Genomic DNA, 15,834 nt, shown 5'->3' with positions numbered 1-15,834 from the left:
TGGGAATGGGGAGGAGCGGAACTGCCCGAGGCAGGGTGGTACTGCTGGGCACTATGCTGTTGGTATTGTCGGGATTCGTAAGTCCAGCCGATGTTGTTCATGGGGCGGTCTACAGCGGGACAGGAGTATTAGCGGCTGAGAGAGGGGCGGCTGTCAACGTAATGAAGGCCGGACAAGCAGGTAAGGCGCAAAAGGAGAGCAAGGGGCAATGGAGCCAGCCCGCAGCAGCAGACCCGGTTCCGCAAATCATAAGTATAGTCTCGCCTTCTGTAGTCGGCATTATCGGCAAAGCGGGCGGAGAAACCGGCGGGCCGGATGACCGTTACAATCTGACCCACGGCTCCGGGATTATCGTCAGCGCAGACGGATGGATCATTACCAATGCCCATGTGATGGCCGGGCTGGAGAAGGCGGTCGTGGTCACCTCAGACGGAACAAGCTATAACATCACAGATACATACTCGGATGAAATCAGTGATCTTGCCCTGGTCAAAATCAAAGCCAAAGCCCTAAAGCCCGCAACCTTCGCAGGCAGCGCCGCGAATCTTCAGGTAGGCGAGAAGGTTATAGCGATCGGGACGCCGATCTCCTTTTCCCTGAGAAATTCGGCCACTGTAGGCGTGATCAGCGGTCTCAACCGTTCGGTGGATGCAGCGTACCGGCTGATTCAGAGCGATACGGCCATTAATCCCGGTAACAGCGGAGGACCGCTGGTCAATATGAAGGGAGAGGTTCTGGGGGTCAACAGTATGAAGTTCGCAGCTGTGGGTGTGGAGAATATGGGCTTCTCGATTCCCGCAGATACGGTGAAGTACATCATGAATCAGCTGCTCCAATATGGAGAGGTCCGGCGTCCGAGTCTTGGAGTGGAGCTTGAGGAGAGCTGGCCCGTGATTGTCGGACTACCGGGGCAGGAGCCATTGACGGTGACGAAGGTGCTTACCGCAGAAGCGCGCAAGGCAGGAATCACGGCGGGAGATGCACTGTACGCTATAGACGGACACCGGGTAACCTCACTTGTCGATGTTAATGAGTTATTCAGACAGTACAAGCCAGGGGTAGTGGTCAAGCTGCTGATGCAGAGTGACGGCGATATCGTGGCCAGAAGCCTTGTCCTTGGACAAGGAGACCCTCTGGTGAGCGCCGCTAAGACGGAAGGGGAGACCGATGATCAGACGACAGAGTGAGGAGGTGGCAGGTACAGCCGGACCGGACAGCAGGGCGGGACAACTACGGCGCGGATTGTCTGTTATTGTAGTCCTATTGTTGCTGCTCAGTCTCTTTCCTGCGGGAAGGGCCCAGGCGGCGGAGGGGGCACTGCTACAGCTTAGTCTTCAAGCGGGCAGTACAGCTGCGACGGTTAACGGGAAGCCGGTCACGATTCCGAAGCCTTTTTCTGAGAATGGAACACTGCTGGTCCCGCTGGGGATTTTCAAAAAAGCCTTCGGCAGCACCGTCTCTCTGCAAGGCGATGATGTGGTGAAGGTTATGTACGGGCCGCATACCGGGGCGATGACAATAGGCAGCACGACTGCCTGGAAGGATGGCGTCAAAATCAAGCTTGCCGCGCCGCCGCGTATGGTATCCGGTGTGCTGATGGTGCCGCTGAGGTTCGTGGCTGGGGTGCTGGGTGCGCGGATGGCTCCGGCGGATGGCGGAAGGGTACTGGTTACGTTATCCCCTCCGGTAGCAGTAGTAGGCGTTGAAGCGCAAAGCGGGATTGACAGTGACGCCGGCAAAACCCGGATCGGCAACAGTTATCTGGAGTGGAGCATGAACTATCCGCCAGGGCTTGTGGTAGGCGACAGCGGAGGGAATGAGAGCGTAGCGACTTTTACGAGTGCAGAGAACGGTTATTATCTGGAGGTGCACGCTTCGCCGCTTGCCGTTCCGCTTGATGCCGAAGGGCTGCTGGAGAATCTGGTCCGCTCCTCGGAGGAGGGCGGGGAGATCCTGCTGGACCGGGAGGCTGTGTCTAAGGCCAAGGTTCCTTACGCCCGGACCGTGAGCAAGGATTCGAGCGGCGCGCTCTGGGAGGGCAGGCAATATTATGCCGGAGGCAGGCTGTATGAGATCTATCTGACAGATGACAATGCTGCCAACTATAAGGACCTGGGCAAATATGCAGCGCTGCTGAATTCTTTTCTGCCCTCTTTTGACGTCTCAGACCGAACGATCCGCGACCTCTCTACGATCCGCAACGGGCTGCGCGAAGGATACAACGATGACTACGGAATTGCGCTTAAGGTCCCTGCCGACTGGAGTGCGGATGACCAGCAGCTCTACTATACGGGCAAACAGGGGAGTTATCTGCGTGTAAAAGTAAGCTCCGCCCCTGCAGGCTCCACGCTGGCAAGCTGGAACCAGGAACGGCTGTCTCAGCTCCGTGACACCTATGTGGCTGAGGCCTACACCCTGAAGGACAGCGTAACGGGCAAGGTCTCCGGTGAACCGGTGCTGATTAATGAGATCGGGCTTAACCCGGGCAGCGGGTGGAGTACCGAATATCAGATTTTGCTGCTGAAGAACGGGTACCGTTATTATTTTGAATATGTTGCGGCTTCCGGGCCCGGGCAGAGTGGTGATCAGGCGCGCTTTACAGAGGTGCTGAACTCGATCGATATTGATTTTGCCCAGACGAAGAGTAACTTCGGACGCCTGGCGTCCGAGGATTATACCCAGCTCAGCCAGAAGTCGGTCACCAAGACCTCCAAGACCTACGGCTACAAGCTCGATATTCCGCGGCTGTGGAGCCCGGTTCAGGATCTGTTTGAGAGTCAGAGCGTGGAATACCGCTTCACCGGCGGCCGGTTCCAGCTCTATGCCAGCCCCGAGGTCACGCAGGAGTATGCCGTCAGCCAGCTGCAGAGCTATTACCAGAACACCAAGCAAGATCCCAAGGGCCCACAGGTGAAAAGCATCGTGGAAACCGCCTTCGCCGGTATGCCAGCCACCATACTCACGGTAGAACAGACCAAGAACAGCATCCCCGTGGGCACGAAGATCATTGTGTTCAGCCGCAATGAGGTGGTCTATACGCTCACTATCACGCTGAACACCGCCAACGCCACGGCGAGTCAGCAGGCGGTGCTGGAGCGGGTGCTGGGGTCGTTTGGGTGGGTGGGGGAGTAGGAGGGTAATTAGTTTCTTGAGTAAGTGGAAAAACAGCAAAAAACGTCCCAGGCTACTAAGAGCCGGGACGTTTTTTGCTGAATTAAACTAAAATTTTTTATTTGGTTAATACACAAAATTATGCGTAACATCCTTTAGCAGCGGCGCTTGTTCATCCTTAGCAGACAGTACAGGAATTACATCCATCGGCCATTCAATGGCAATGTCGGGGTCATTCCACAGAATACCGCCGTCACATTCAGGCGCATATAGCTCATCGCATTTGTATTGAACTTCAACATCCTCGGTTAGTGTCATGAAGCCGTGGGCGAACCCTTTGGGGATGAGCAGCTGTTTCTTGTTCTCGGCGTTCAGTTCAATGCCAAACCACTTGCCATATGAAGGACTGCCTTGACGGATATCGACAGCTACATCAAAGATCGAACCGCGTGTGCAACGTACAAGCTTGGTCTGTGCCTTAGGGTTTAGCTGGAAGTGAAGTCCGCGCAGAGTGCCTTTTACAGCGGAATAGGATTGATTGTCCTGAACGAACTGATATCGGAGCTCTTGTTCATGGAATTTAGCCTCGCTGTAGGTCTCCATGAACCAGCCGCGGTGGTCCCCGAAGACTGCCGGTTCAACGACGAGAACGTCCTCCAGATGGGTTTTGATAAACTTCATCGTATCCACTCTTTCTATGGTTTAAAATTGGATTTTACCTGTAGCGACCTTAATTAAATATTGGCCGTATCCGGTCTTGCTCAGCTTATGTCCGCATTCCAGGAGATGTTCCTTGGTGATCCAGCCATTAACATAAGCAATTTCTTCGGGTGCAGAGATTTTGATCCCTTGATGGTCTTCAATCGTTCTGACGAAGTTGGTGGCATCCACCAGACTCTGGTGGGTTCCGGTATCGAGCCAAGTAAACCCGCGTCCAAGCAGGGCAACATCCAGCTCATCCAGCTTCAGATAGGCTTCATTGATTGAAGTGATTTCCAGCTCGCCACGGTGTGACGGCTTGACTTCCTTAGCAATAGAAATTACCCGGTTGTCATAAAAATAAAGGCCGGTAACCGCATAATTAGATTTTGGATGCTCCGGTTTCTCTTCGATGCTGAGCACCTTGCCGTCTCCGTCAAATTCCACCACGCCAAAACGTTCGGGATCGGGAACATGGTAGCCAAATACGGTCGCCCCGCTTGTTTTATCGGCAGCTTGCTTCAACATCTTGGTCATACCGTTTCCGTAATATATATTGTCTCCGAGAATCATCGCTACAGAGTCTTCTCCGATAAACGATTCGCCGAGAATGAAGGCTTGTGCCAATCCATCCGGGCTCGGCTGGACGATATACTGCAGTGAAATTCCGAATTGGGAGCCATCACCGAGCAAATGCTCAAACCGTGGAGTGTCCTCGGCGGTAGAGATGATAAGAATTTCTCGGATGCCTGCAAGCATTAATGTGGACAGAGGATAATAAATCATGGGTTTATCATAGACCGGCAGTAATTGTTTGCTGGTTACCATTGTGAGAGGGTATAGCCGGGTGCCGCTTCCTCCCGCAAGAATTATGCCTTTCATAACTGTTTCAACTCTCCTTTTGCTGCATATAAATTTTGGGAATCGTGAGATCTTTTGCGTATTTATTCTCTTCTATTCATATTTTACGCTGGTTCTTCTTCATTTGTCTATTCAAGTAGGAACTCCTGGCCTATTTTAAGATAGATCCCTAGGGAAAGCAAAATCCAAGTGTTTCTATTTTACTGGCAGACAGCTGTGATATTTGATACAATTAATAAGTTAAAAAGCTGTAAATGACCCGCTGAACAGGCGGTTTGGGAGGATATAAATGAAAGAGCAAGGAATACGCAGAGAAGACGTAGAGCTACTGGCTCCGGCGGGAGATTGGGACTGCATGCGTGCAGCGGTGGCGAACGGGGCGGATGCAGTCTTTTTTGGCGTAGAGAAATTCAATGCACGGGCCAGAGCGAACAACTTCCGGATGGACGAGCTGCCGGAGATTATGGCGTTTCTGCACAGCTATGGAGTGAAGGGGTTCCTGACCTTTAATATACTGGTGTTCGAGAATGAGCTGCCGGATGCCAAGGGACTGATTGATGCCTGCGTGGATGCGGGTGTGGATGCCGTTATTGTTCAGGACCTGGGGCTGGTGCAGATGATCCGCGAGATCTCTCCGGACTTCCCGATTCACGGTTCTACGCAGATGACGATTACCTCGCCGGAAGCGGTGGAGTTCACAAAGCCATGGGGGCTGGAACGCGTAGTCCTCGGCCGTGAAAATAATCTGAAGCAAATCCGCACGATTGGCGAGCAAGCCCGACTGCCGATGGAGGTCTTCGTGCATGGTGCGCTTTGTGTATCCTACTCGGGCCAGTGTCTGACCTCTGAAATGTGGGGCGGACGCTCGGCGAACCGCGGGGAATGCGCCCAGGCCTGCCGTCTGCCGTATGATCTGATGATCGACGGTGAAGTGAAGCCGATGGGCGATGTGACTTACCTGCTGTCTCCGAAGGATCTTGCTGCCATCGACCTGATGCCGGAGCTGATTGAAGCCGGAGTGACCTCGTTCAAAATCGAAGGCCGGCTCAAAACCCCGGAGTATGTCGCTAATGTGGTCAGTAAGTACCGTAAGGCGATCGATAAGTATTTTGAAGGTAACTGGACGCCTACCTCGAAGGAGGATATGCGTGAGCTGCAACAGAGCTTCTCACGCGGGTTCACGAACGGTTTCCTTGAAGGCACCAATAATAAGAAATTAGTCGATGGCACCTTCCCCAAGAGCCGGGGCGTGTACCTGGGCACCGTGGAGCAGATTTTACGTGATGGCGTGGTCTGCCGCATTCATGCTCCGCTTAAACGTGGAGACGGCATTGTGTTCGACGCCGGAGATCCGACGAAGCAGGAAGAAGGCGGCCGCATCTACGATTTGCGACGCAAGGGTGTCAAGCTGGAAGGCGAAGCCGGTGAGGGCTGGATCATTGATATCGTACCCGGCCGCAGTGACGTAGATCTGCGCCGTCTGCATGTGGGAGACCGCATCTGGAAGACGAACGACCCGGCGCTCGACAAGGCGCTGCGCCAGTCCTACGAGACCGAGAAGCCCTACAGGGTATTCCCGGTTCATGTGAGAGTGCAGGGCAGCGTAGGCGAGAAGCTGACGACCTGGTGGACAGACGTTCAGAAGAACGTCACTGTCCGTGTGGATTCGGAGCTGGCGCTGGATACCGCGCAGAAGCGTCCGATGGATACCGCGCTGCTGGAAGAACAATTCGGCCGCCTGGGCGGGACCCTGTTCCAGCTTGAAGCGCTGGAGTCGCATCTGCAAGGCGACGTAATTGTGCCCATGCGCGAGCTGAACAGCATCCGCCGCCAGGCGGTGGAGCTGCTTGCGGGCGAGCGTCCTAAGCCTCCCGTGTATGTGAAACGGGAGGTCGAGGTCTATGGCGGCGCTACCCGCAGGGGGGCCGCAGCTGGCGCCATCGCCGCAGGAGATGGCGCGGGGGCGGGCAGCGGTGAAGCGGAGCTCACCGCGCTGTGCCGCAGCCTGCCGCAGGTGCAGGCTGGGCTCGAAGCCGGCGTAACGAATATATACGCCGATTTCGAGTTCATCAAGCAGTTCCCGGCGGCAGTAGACGCTGTGCGGGCTGCTGGGGCCAGCATTGCGCTGGCCACCCCGCGCATCCATATGCCGAACGAGAACGGCTACCATGCCAACATCCTGCGGCTGCAGCCGGATGCTGTGCTGGTGCGCAACACCGGTGCGCTGTATTATTACCTGCGCCACCGTATGGAGCACCCGGAGGCTGCGCATCCCCGGCTAATCGGCGATTTCTCACTGAATATCGCCAATCACAGAGCCGTGGATCTGTTCCTGGACGCCGGTTGTGACATGGTGACACCGTCGTATGACCTTAATATTCAGCAGATGGTTGATCTGCTCGGGCACAGCGACACCTCCCGCATGGAGGTCGTCATCCACCAGCATCTGCCGATGTTCCATACAGAACACTGTGTCTACTGCACCTTCATGAGTGAAGGCACAGATTACACGAACTGTGGCCGCCCTTGCGAGGAGCAGCGTGCATCCTTACAGGACCGTATCGGCATGTCCCATCCCGTTCGTGTAGACGAGGGCTGCCGGAACACCGTCTATAATGCGGTGGAGCAGTCGGGCGCTGAATACCTGAATCACTTCCGTGAGCTCGGCGTATCTTCTTACCGCGTAGAGTTCCTGGAGGAGACACCTGAGCAAGTAGCAGAGGTCATCAGCCTCTACAGCCGCGCACTGCGTGGCGAAATCTCCGGCACCCAGGTCTGGAAAAGCCTGAAGGCCACTAACCAGCTTGGGGTTACGCGCGGGCAGTTGGTGAATGCGAAGTAAGTGTATAAGACCCATTCCCCTGAGGGTGGACTTGTTTTCGCGCGTTTCGCGCACATAATCAGCTAAGGACATAATAACAGGCCCGGCAGTTACCGGGGGCATCCAACCAGATGGCTCCCGATTCTTCCGGGCCTGTTTTGTATCCTCCACAATATCCAGGCCAACCAAACCTTTTACCCATCAGCTCTTTCTTACAACGGCAACAGCTCCGGCCAGATGTCCAGAGCTTCACCACAGGCCGGGCAGTTCACCTTTCCGGTGAGATAAGGCAGTTGCTCCATCAGCTGACCGTTCTTGATGGCATGAGCTGCTTGCCATAGGCGTGCTAACGGGCTGTCTTCCGAACTGACGCTGCCAAGCGCGGAAGGCGTAACGGCTTGGCCATTCTCCTTGCCGTTGAATACCGGGTCGTCAGAATAGGCGGTCATCCCGGGGCTGTTCTCATTCGGCCAAATGTACATTTCCTCATAACAGCTCGGGCATCCGACCATGTATTCATCGCCTTCAGAATAGGTCAACAATATACCTGCTACTGCCCGATCTCCCCGGTAAGAAGCATCCGCAGCGAGGATGTATCGCTTCTCCTGATCATCCTTTTGAGCCGCTTCTGCATAGCGGAAGATTTCTTCTGATAGCTTGCCCAGATGTTCAACAGCAATGAGGTAGGTTGTATAAATCCCCCGTACAAATTCCTCAGCAAGCGGCGGGTTCTGGTGAGCAAATTCAGCAGGAAGCTGTCCGCTGTTCACTGTCCGTTGATTTGCTACGAAGATTCCGCAAGTCACGTAGATATCCAATTTTACTTCGGGATCATTCGACTGCCTGGCGAGCTCCGACAAATATGGCAACGAGGCATAGGTGCTACTGTAGATCGTGTCCTGATGGAACAGGTGCTCCCAGTACAGCTCATCTTTAACCTCGGTGCTATACTCCTTCTGCAACTGCTGCAGTAACCCGGGGACCGCTTCAGCCGGGCCGAAAGGGCCGTGAAGCTGTTGCCATACCGGACTGGATAAGTCTAACATGGATACCCTCCTCTTCGAATGGAAGTGCCTGTATAGTGCTGTTATATCAACATCCAATGGGAACGTCAACGCCGGGTGTTCACCCAGAGACCTTCGTCCCTGTTTGTCCCTGCCTCAGTATACTGCCCAAAAGCAGCAGTAACTGCTATAATTGAGATTATGAGTATATCTGTTAAAGGAGCCATGAGATGAAGATCCGTAAAGCGATTATTCCTGCCGCCGGTCTGGGAACCCGTTTCCTGCCTGCGACAAAAGCGATGCCCAAGGAAATGCTGCCTATTGTAGACAAACCAACGATTCAATATATTGTGGAAGAAGCGGTTGCTTCCGGAATCGAAGATATTATTATTGTGACAGGTAAAGGCAAGCGTGCAATTGAAGACCATTTCGATAATTCATTCGAATTGGAATTCAATTTGGCAGAGAAGCAGAAGTGGGAGCTGCTGGAGTCGGTACGCAAATCCTCCGAGATGGCCGACATCCACTACATTCGTCAAAAAGAACCGCGCGGCCTTGGACATGCCATCTGGTGCGCTCGAAAGTTCATCGGCAATGAACCTTTCGCCGTGCTGCTGGGAGATGACATCGTGGAGTCGAACAAGCCCTGCCTGAAGCAGATGATTGAAGTGTACGAGCAGTACAGATCTTCCATCGTCGGCGTTCAACCCGTCCCTTGGGAGGATGTTTCCCGTTACGGGGTAGTAGATGGATCTGAATTAGCAGAACGTGTCTATAAAGCCAACCGGCTTGTAGAAAAGCCGAAGCGTGAGGAAGCTCCGTCCAACCTTGCGATCCTGGGACGGTATATCCTGACTCCGCGTATCTTCGATATGCTGGGTGAGCAGCAGGTAGGTGTAGGCGGCGAGATTCAGCTTACAGATGCGATTTCCCGCTTGAGCGAAGTGGAGCGGATTATAGCTTATGACTTCGAAGGCAGGCGGCATGATGTCGGCGAGAAGATGGGTTTTATCCAGACAAGCATTCACTATGCACTTCAGCATGAAGAGCTTAAGGAAGGGCTGTTGGAGTATCTGAAGGAAGTTATTGAGAATGAGGAGAGACTGTTAAGCAGATAAGGATACTATAGCGTATCTTCATACGTATTCTTATCCAATTCCCCTTAAATCATCATAAAAAAGCGGCTCACTGTACTCAGACAGGAAGCCGCTTTTTTGTATATCTGTTCTGTTATTGCGATCAGTACTGAGTATTCACAACAGCCTCAATGGCTGCGGCCTCAGCCGGATCAGCGGCAACCAGCTTATCATAGACCGGCTGATCGGCTGCTGCTCCTGCTTTCTTCAGTGCTGCTAAGTACCAACGGGCTACCTCACGGTTAGTGGTATCACTGTAGTCGTCGCTTAAACCAAGCTTCAAGGTAGCAGTAGCTACATCATTTTGTCCTGAGATGACCTGTAGCTTGCCCGTATTCAATGCAATGGTAGGAGTTACTGAGAATGGACGTCCTTGCATCTGCTCAGGCGGTAGAGTCTTCAAATGCTCCACACCATCCACCACGTGTTTGTATGCGGACAGACCGGTTGCAATGTATTCCTGTTTCTTGGCCTCATCCTTCTGCTCATTAGCTGCCGCAGCAAGCGTCTGAGCACGGTTAATCAATGACTCATACCACGTGATATCCCAGTTGAACTTGTAGGCATTGTCACTGTATACTGCCAGTGCCATATCAGGTTGACCCTTCAGATCGTAATAACTGCCCAATTGAGCCAAAAGATTTTTGTTATAAGGCTCATCTTTCAGAGCACGTGTCAACACACTGGATGCTTCAGCCAGATACTGCTCATCTTGAGTTTGCTTGAATACCTGCATGTCAAGAGTGGACAAGTATAATGCTGCTTCAGGATGGTATGGACGGGCATCTAATGCTTTGACCAAAGGAGTTTTGATCTCTTCATAGGAAGTACTCACGGAGACTAAGTTTTTGCCCTTGAGCGCAGCATTGCTGGACCCGATGTAGCTAATCGACAGGAATAACAGGAATATCGTCCCGATGGCCAGTACAGCCATGTACCCCATCCGAATTCCGGCTTTATTCCAGCTCTGGCGGAGCGGTTTGTTATCCATTACAGCGCCCATACCAGCTAAACCGATGAACACCATAATCCCCATGAACGCATAACTCATGTTAAAGTCCAGTAGACTGTGTATTAGAATTGACAGCGCAATAATATAGAAGAAAAACCCGTTATGGAACTCATCCTTGTCACGCTTCAGGTAGGCACGGATGTATTTGTAGAAAATATATCCGATAAAGCCCATAAATACAATGAACCCGACAATCCCGACTTCGATCAAATACTGCAAGAAGAAGTTATGAACCTGACGGCTTATATAAGGATTGTTCTGGTACTCTTCATATAAGGAAGCCCAACCGCCGCCGCCTGATCCGAGAATCGGATAGTCCTTCACTACCTTCATGGCATCCTTGTAGAAAGTGAACCGTTCGAGTACACTATGCTGTTTAAAGTTAATGTTCTCCAGCCGTGTCTCGATGTTATCCGGCAATACACTGCGGACGCTAGTCCCAATCAGCAGGAAAGCAACGATAGCCACAGCTACAACTGAGCCGAGAGGAATCCATAGTCCTGTGAATTTACGGGTGCCCGAGCTCCCTAGCTTCCCATGCAGCCACGGTGCAACATAACGTTGAATCAACCATCCCAGAGCAGCAACCACTGTCGAGGCTCCGATCAGATAGGCCCAGGCCTTAAGTGCTGCTGCTGAGTTATAAGTAGCATTGAGCTCTGTTCCAAGAGTAGTCAGCGGGCTCGTAACCAGCAGAGCCGCAAGGCCAGAGATCGCAAGGTGCATAATCCAGAGAATCTGCTGAGCAGGCTTTAGGAACAACAGGAGCAGAATGAACACTACAGGCAGCATGACAAGTCCCCCACGGGACAAGGTCAGCAAAAGAGATACAATAATCGGCACCAGCATGAAGGTGTGCGTCAGTGTGCCGTACCACTTTTTGGAGCGGACCAGCGCATAAACCGCTACGAACAGGAAGGCCATAAGGAAGGCTGCATAAGTATTGGCATACTGGAAAATGGAGGTCAGACGCAGCCCGTTAGAGTCCGTCATAACTGCATCCAAGTATTTACTATCACGCACCGTATTGGAGAACCAGCCTACCAGCCCCCCGGCGAATTTCCAACTGCCAAGCCAGTTCAGCAGACCGAAACCGACGATGAAATAAGCAATCGCCAGAATAGCATATTGAATGACAACATTTAGTTGCTTTTGCTGGAGCAAATATAACGCTATAATGAATATTGCGACATACATGCTCTGTACAAACAGCAGATTCATCGCCATATAATGCGAAGCAGCGCCAATAAGCGACAACGCGTAGGTAGCAGGTAATAACAACGAGGCCACGGCAAGCGCATCAAGCTGTCCCTCCAGCCTGAACTTGGTGAAGTATAGGCCTATCCACACCAGCAGCAACAGGCTGCTAAGCAGCGAGGACATATAAATTGGCTTCTCAAAGTCAATCTGCTGCCCATTAAATAATCCCACTTGAAACGGGGCCCAGACCAAAAAAACAATGAACCCAATTGCTAACGCCCATATGTAACTGGATATCTTTTCAACATTTCTCGACTGAACCGCATTTTTACCGTATACTGGTTTCGACACGTTTATAATCTCCTTTATCTGTAGGTACGAGGATATTTTAGCATATGAGACATGTCTCGGCCAACATAGGAGCAGTAGTTAGTTTTTAGGATGATAATTATTGTGATTTAGTTATAAGTATCATTTGCTAATACAAAATTACTAATACCAAATTCATTATAGTTAGGGAGAAAAAAAGTGAGATATTTTTTAACATTGATCAGACAGAATAGACATTTGATGAAGCAGTTAGTTAAACGGGATGTATTACAAAGATATAAAGGTTCTTACTTAGGGATATTGTGGTCATTTGTTACACCTCTCTTTATGTTGGCGATCTATACATATTTCTTTGGCTTCGTATTTAATAATAGGTGGGGGGCATCTGCTTCCGATAATAAATTTGAATTTGCCTTAGTACTATTTTGCGGGTTGATTGTATTCAACTTTTTTTCAGAGGTAATTACAAAGTCCCCAACATTGATGATTAGTAATACGAACTTGGTCAAAAAGGTTGTTTTTCCTTTGGAAATTTTATCAATAGTTCTAATGAGATCTGTTTTAGTCCATACAATTATAAGTATAGGGATTCTGGTAGTAGGCCTGTTGTTAATTGGTTCACTGCACTGGACTATTATCTTTATACCGCTTGTGTTTTTACCCATTATTTTATTTGCAACTGGTTTTTCATGGCTTCTATCTTCTTTAGGAGTTTTTATTAGGGACATTACACAATTGATTGGTTTAGTTATGCAAGCACTCATGTTTCTTAGCCCGATTTTCTATCCAATAAGTATTATTCCTGAAAAGCTTAGATTTTTATATTACTTTAATCCATTAACATATGTGGTTGAAGATATGAGGAGAATTTTAATGTGGGGACAAGTGCCGGATTGGAAATTCACTATCTTAGGTTTGGTCCTAGGGTCAATAGTGTTTTTATTAGGGTTTGTCTGGTTTAGAAAGACTAAGGGAGGGTTTGCTGATGTCCTCTAATGCTATCGAAATAAATAATATTAGTAAATCATTTCTAATGTATGAAAAACCTACGGACCGACTGAAACAGTTTTTCGTTAAAGATAAAGATAAATTAAAAAACCAGTTTTGGGCTCTAAAGAATGTTAACTTTCAAATTCCAAAAGGTAAAACTATAGGTATTATTGGGAAAAACGGGTCGGGTAAAAGCACTTTGCTTCAATTAATAGTAGGGACAATGACTCCGACTCAGGGGAATGTTGAGGTTGACGGGAGAATATCTGCATTACTAGAACTGGGAAGTGGATTTAACCCGGAATTTACAGGGCGTGAAAATATTTATCTTAATGGAGCGATAATGGGGCTTTCAGAGACTGAAGTGAAGGAGAGAGTTCCACTCATAGAGAAGTTTGCCGCCATTGGAGACTTCATAGATCAACCGGTTAAAACATATTCCTCTGGGATGTATGTAAGACTTGCGTTTGCTTGTGCAGTTAATGTCGATCCCGATATCCTCATTGTAGATGAAGCCTTATCTGTAGGGGATATGCAATTTCAGTTGAAATGTATTGAGAAAATGAAGAGTTTTAAAAAAGAAGGGAAAACAATTTTATTTGTTAGTCATGATACCTATTCAATTCGTAATTTTTGTGATGAAGTTATTTGGATGATGGACGGGCAAGTTCATATGAGGGGAGATGTGAATGGCGTCTCTCAATTATATGAGGATTATATGAAAAATATGTTGGATGTACCTGATGAAACATCTGATAATCAACAAGAAAGTATAGATTTTCAAAGTAATACTTTAACAATTGGAGAAGTGAAATTTTTCAATAAAGATATGCAGCCAACGAAGCAGTTTCAATTTAATGACGATATTATAATTGAAGTGAGTTATGAGTTGCATCAGAGTATTGAAAATTTAGTTGGGGGCATTGCAATATTCGATAGAGAAAACAAATATGTTTGTGGTCTCAATACGAAATTAGACCAGTATCCCCTTCCTTCTAAATCAGGAACGTATAGTCTAGTGTTAACTTATGAGAAAATTTCTCTTTTGCCTGGAACCTATTATCTGGATATAGGGTTCTTTGAAAGTTCTGGTTTAATAAGATTGGATTATAAAGCGAGGTATGCTTCTTTTAATCTAGGCTCTTCTTCCTATTTTGCTGAGGGTTTATTATTTCTAGAACATTCGTGGAAGGTCAAGGAGGATGGAAGTTGAAGTATCATTATTCTGTAGATTTAGAAACGGATACTCCACTATCGGTAATATTAAGGAATGTGAAGCCGAATTCGAAGGTGTTTGAGTTTGGACCCGCAGATGGCTACATGACAGAGTACTTGAAAAACGAATTGAAGTGTGAAGTATACTGTCTGGAAATTGATGAGCTAGCAGCCGCCAAAGCTGAGATGTTCTGTGACAAGATGATTATAGCTGATCTGAATAAAACAGAGTGGTTAGAACAATGTAAAAATCAATTTCAATATTTTGATTATTTGATATTTGCGGACGTTCTAGAACATCTTGTGAAGCCTGAAGAGATATTGGGGAACTTAACTGAAAAGTTATTAAAAGATGATGGGAAGGTTTTAATCTCTGTTCCCCACATTGGACATGCAGCTGTAATACTACAGTTAATGCAAGGCAAATTTGAATATAAAGAAACAGGGCTATTAGACAGAACGCATATAACCTTTTTTACTCGCGATAACTTGGAGAAACTACTCCTTTCAGCAGACTTGTCTTTGCTGGAACTTCACAAAATTTGTATGCTGCCGGAGCAAACAGAGTTGGCAAGTAGTTATAGTATGGTTCCAAGTGCAGTAGAGGAGTACCTGAAAAATAAAACTGATGCTCATGTGTATCAATTCGTTACTATTTCAGAAAAAAATAAATCTAATAAATCTAATGTTCATCAGGATTATATAGAAAAAGAGAGTTTTCGATTTGCGAATTTTATGCAATTATTTTGGAACACAGGTGATGGATTTAAAGAGCTGAATTCAAAAAGACTTCCACTGCAGGCGGATGGGGAATACCATAATTATGCCTTTGAGTTTAAGTTGGATGAAGGGGATTTGAGGTCACTTCGTTTAGATCCAACTAATTTCCCCTGCTTTGCAAATCTACGTTCCTTTAAAGTGTGGGGTATGGATGCCATTACTAATAAATTAGATGCTATTGAAAATAGTAATTTAGTAGCCATCCATGACTTGGAAATAGAAGATCAAGTAGATGGACTGAATTTGTTCTCATTTGGTGAAGATCCTCAGTTGCAAAAAGATTTTATTCATGAGGATTTGACGAGTTATAGGTTTTTTCGTGTTCAAATTGAGATGTTATTTGAAACAACTCTTAAGCCCCGGTTGTTATATAGTGTTCAAAAAAAACTAGAAGATCATAAAATTTCTAATGACTTAGAAAGTCTAATTCAGATGACTTCTTATCTGCAGTCAGAATTAAATGCATCAACTAAATTAACAGAGGATTTAATCAATGCTCAAAATGAGAAGTTGGAGTGTATGGATCAAAGAAATAAAGAATTAGATTTAATTAATATAAATAATAAAGAGCTGGAATTAGAAATTAGCAATCTTAAAAATTCATTTTCGTGGAGAATAACTTCTATATTTAGGTATATAAGGAGCTTATTTAGCTAAATTTTAGGCAGGAGAGGG

General features: G+C 48.4%; 11 protein-coding genes. 7 read left to right on the top strand and 4 right to left on the bottom strand.

The genetic code is table 11. The features are described from left to right. Positions 1–5: 5 nt before the first annotated feature. Both NST43_RS28150 and NST43_RS28145 read left to right on the top strand, forming a co-directional pair. Positions 6–1,187 (top strand): trypsin-like peptidase domain-containing protein, encoded by a 1,182-nt coding sequence (locus tag NST43_RS28150; protein WP_339220637.1) that lies wholly within the window; start codon positions 6–8, stop codon positions 1,185–1,187. Beyond that, positions 1,168–3,132, top strand: a complete 1,965-nt coding sequence (locus NST43_RS28145) for a stalk domain-containing protein (protein WP_339220635.1) — start codon at positions 1,168–1,170, stop codon at positions 3,130–3,132. The genes NST43_RS28150 and NST43_RS28145 overlap by 20 nt, the downstream gene beginning before the upstream one ends. A gap of 105 nt (positions 3,133–3,237) precedes the next feature. On the opposite strand, the gene rfbC is transcribed toward NST43_RS28145, so the two are convergent. Next, on the bottom strand, positions 3,238–3,792 hold the full coding sequence (gene rfbC / locus NST43_RS28140; protein ID WP_339220634.1) for a dTDP-4-dehydrorhamnose 3,5-epimerase: 555 nt from the start codon (positions 3,790–3,792) through the stop codon (positions 3,238–3,240). A 21-nt stretch (positions 3,793–3,813) separates the two neighbouring features. After that, the gene (rfbA, locus tag NST43_RS28135) at positions 3,814–4,692 is read right to left on the bottom strand and encodes a glucose-1-phosphate thymidylyltransferase RfbA (RefSeq protein ID WP_339220632.1); all 879 of its coding nucleotides are present in this window, start codon (positions 4,690–4,692) and stop codon (positions 3,814–3,816) included. A 268-nt stretch (positions 4,693–4,960) separates the two neighbouring features. Here rfbA and NST43_RS28130 point away from each other — a divergent pair, with 268 nt between their 5' ends. Continuing rightward, the gene (locus tag NST43_RS28130; protein WP_339220630.1) at positions 4,961–7,513 is read left to right on the top strand and encodes a DUF3656 domain-containing protein; all 2,553 of its coding nucleotides are present in this window, start codon (positions 4,961–4,963) and stop codon (positions 7,511–7,513) included. A gap of 191 nt (positions 7,514–7,704) precedes the next feature. Here NST43_RS28130 and NST43_RS28125 read toward each other — a convergent pair whose 3' ends face one another. Then, entirely contained in the window at positions 7,705–8,538 is an 834-nt protein-coding gene (locus NST43_RS28125; protein ID WP_339220628.1) for a hypothetical protein, read from the bottom strand. 188 nt (positions 8,539–8,726) lie between these two features. Here NST43_RS28125 and galU point away from each other — a divergent pair, with 188 nt between their 5' ends. Continuing rightward, entirely contained in the window at positions 8,727–9,614 is an 888-nt protein-coding gene (gene galU / locus NST43_RS28120) for a UTP--glucose-1-phosphate uridylyltransferase GalU (protein ID WP_339220626.1), read from the top strand. A gap of 121 nt (positions 9,615–9,735) precedes the next feature. Here the strand turns inward: galU and NST43_RS28115 are convergent, their stop codons facing one another. Beyond that, positions 9,736–12,195, bottom strand: a complete 2,460-nt coding sequence (locus NST43_RS28115; protein ID WP_339220624.1) for an O-antigen ligase family protein — start codon at positions 12,193–12,195, stop codon at positions 9,736–9,738. A gap of 219 nt (positions 12,196–12,414) precedes the next feature. On the opposite strand from NST43_RS28115, the gene NST43_RS28110 reads away from it, so the two are divergent. Genes NST43_RS28110 through NST43_RS28100 form a run of 3 tightly spaced genes read left to right on the top strand, consistent with a single transcriptional unit; the run spans position 12,415 to position 15,816 of the window. Continuing rightward, positions 12,415–13,170, top strand: a complete 756-nt coding sequence (locus NST43_RS28110) for an ABC transporter permease (RefSeq protein WP_339220623.1) — start codon at positions 12,415–12,417, stop codon at positions 13,168–13,170. Then, positions 13,160–14,377 (top strand): ABC transporter ATP-binding protein, encoded by a 1,218-nt coding sequence (locus NST43_RS28105; RefSeq protein ID WP_339220621.1) that lies wholly within the window; start codon positions 13,160–13,162, stop codon positions 14,375–14,377. Before NST43_RS28110 ends, NST43_RS28105 begins: the two co-directional genes overlap by 11 nt. Then, a complete protein-coding gene (locus NST43_RS28100) occupies positions 14,374–15,816 on the top strand; it encodes a methyltransferase domain-containing protein (RefSeq protein ID WP_339220619.1) in 1,443 nt (480 codons plus the stop codon). Before NST43_RS28105 ends, NST43_RS28100 begins: the two co-directional genes overlap by 4 nt. The last annotated feature ends 18 nt before the right edge of the window (positions 15,817–15,834 follow it).

The organism is Paenibacillus sp. FSL H8-0332, assembly GCF_037963835.1.
Classification (GTDB): domain Bacteria; phylum Bacillota; class Bacilli; order Paenibacillales; family Paenibacillaceae; genus Paenibacillus_AQ; species Paenibacillus_AQ rhizoplanae.
The sequence above is the reverse complement of the archived record's forward strand: the minus strand, read 5'-3'. Positions and strand labels throughout refer to the sequence as shown.

What these genes read in the sequence shown, in the direction of transcription:
- NST43_RS28130 (WP_339220630.1), top strand. Translation starts at nt 4,961, where the DNA reads ATGAAAGAGCAAGGAATACGCAGAGAAGACGTAGAGCTACTGGCTCCG.
- NST43_RS28145 (WP_339220635.1), top strand. Translation starts at nt 1,168, where the DNA reads ATGATCAGACGACAGAGTGAGGAGGTGGCAGGTACAGCCGGACCGGAC.
- NST43_RS28150 (WP_339220637.1), top strand. Translation starts at nt 6, where the DNA reads ATGGGGAGGAGCGGAACTGCCCGAGGCAGGGTGGTACTGCTGGGCACT.
- NST43_RS28125 (WP_339220628.1), bottom strand. Translation starts at nt 8,538, where the DNA reads ATGTTAGACTTATCCAGTCCGGTATGGCAACAGCTTCACGGCCCTTTC.
- rfbC (WP_339220634.1), bottom strand. Translation starts at nt 3,792, where the DNA reads ATGAAGTTTATCAAAACCCATCTGGAGGACGTTCTCGTCGTTGAACCG.
- NST43_RS28105 (WP_339220621.1), top strand. Translation starts at nt 13,160, where the DNA reads ATGTCCTCTAATGCTATCGAAATAAATAATATTAGTAAATCATTTCTA.
- galU (WP_339220626.1), top strand. Translation starts at nt 8,727, where the DNA reads ATGAAGATCCGTAAAGCGATTATTCCTGCCGCCGGTCTGGGAACCCGT.
- NST43_RS28110 (WP_339220623.1), top strand. Translation starts at nt 12,415, where the DNA reads ATGAAGCAGTTAGTTAAACGGGATGTATTACAAAGATATAAAGGTTCT.
- rfbA (WP_339220632.1), bottom strand. Translation starts at nt 4,692, where the DNA reads ATGAAAGGCATAATTCTTGCGGGAGGAAGCGGCACCCGGCTATACCCT.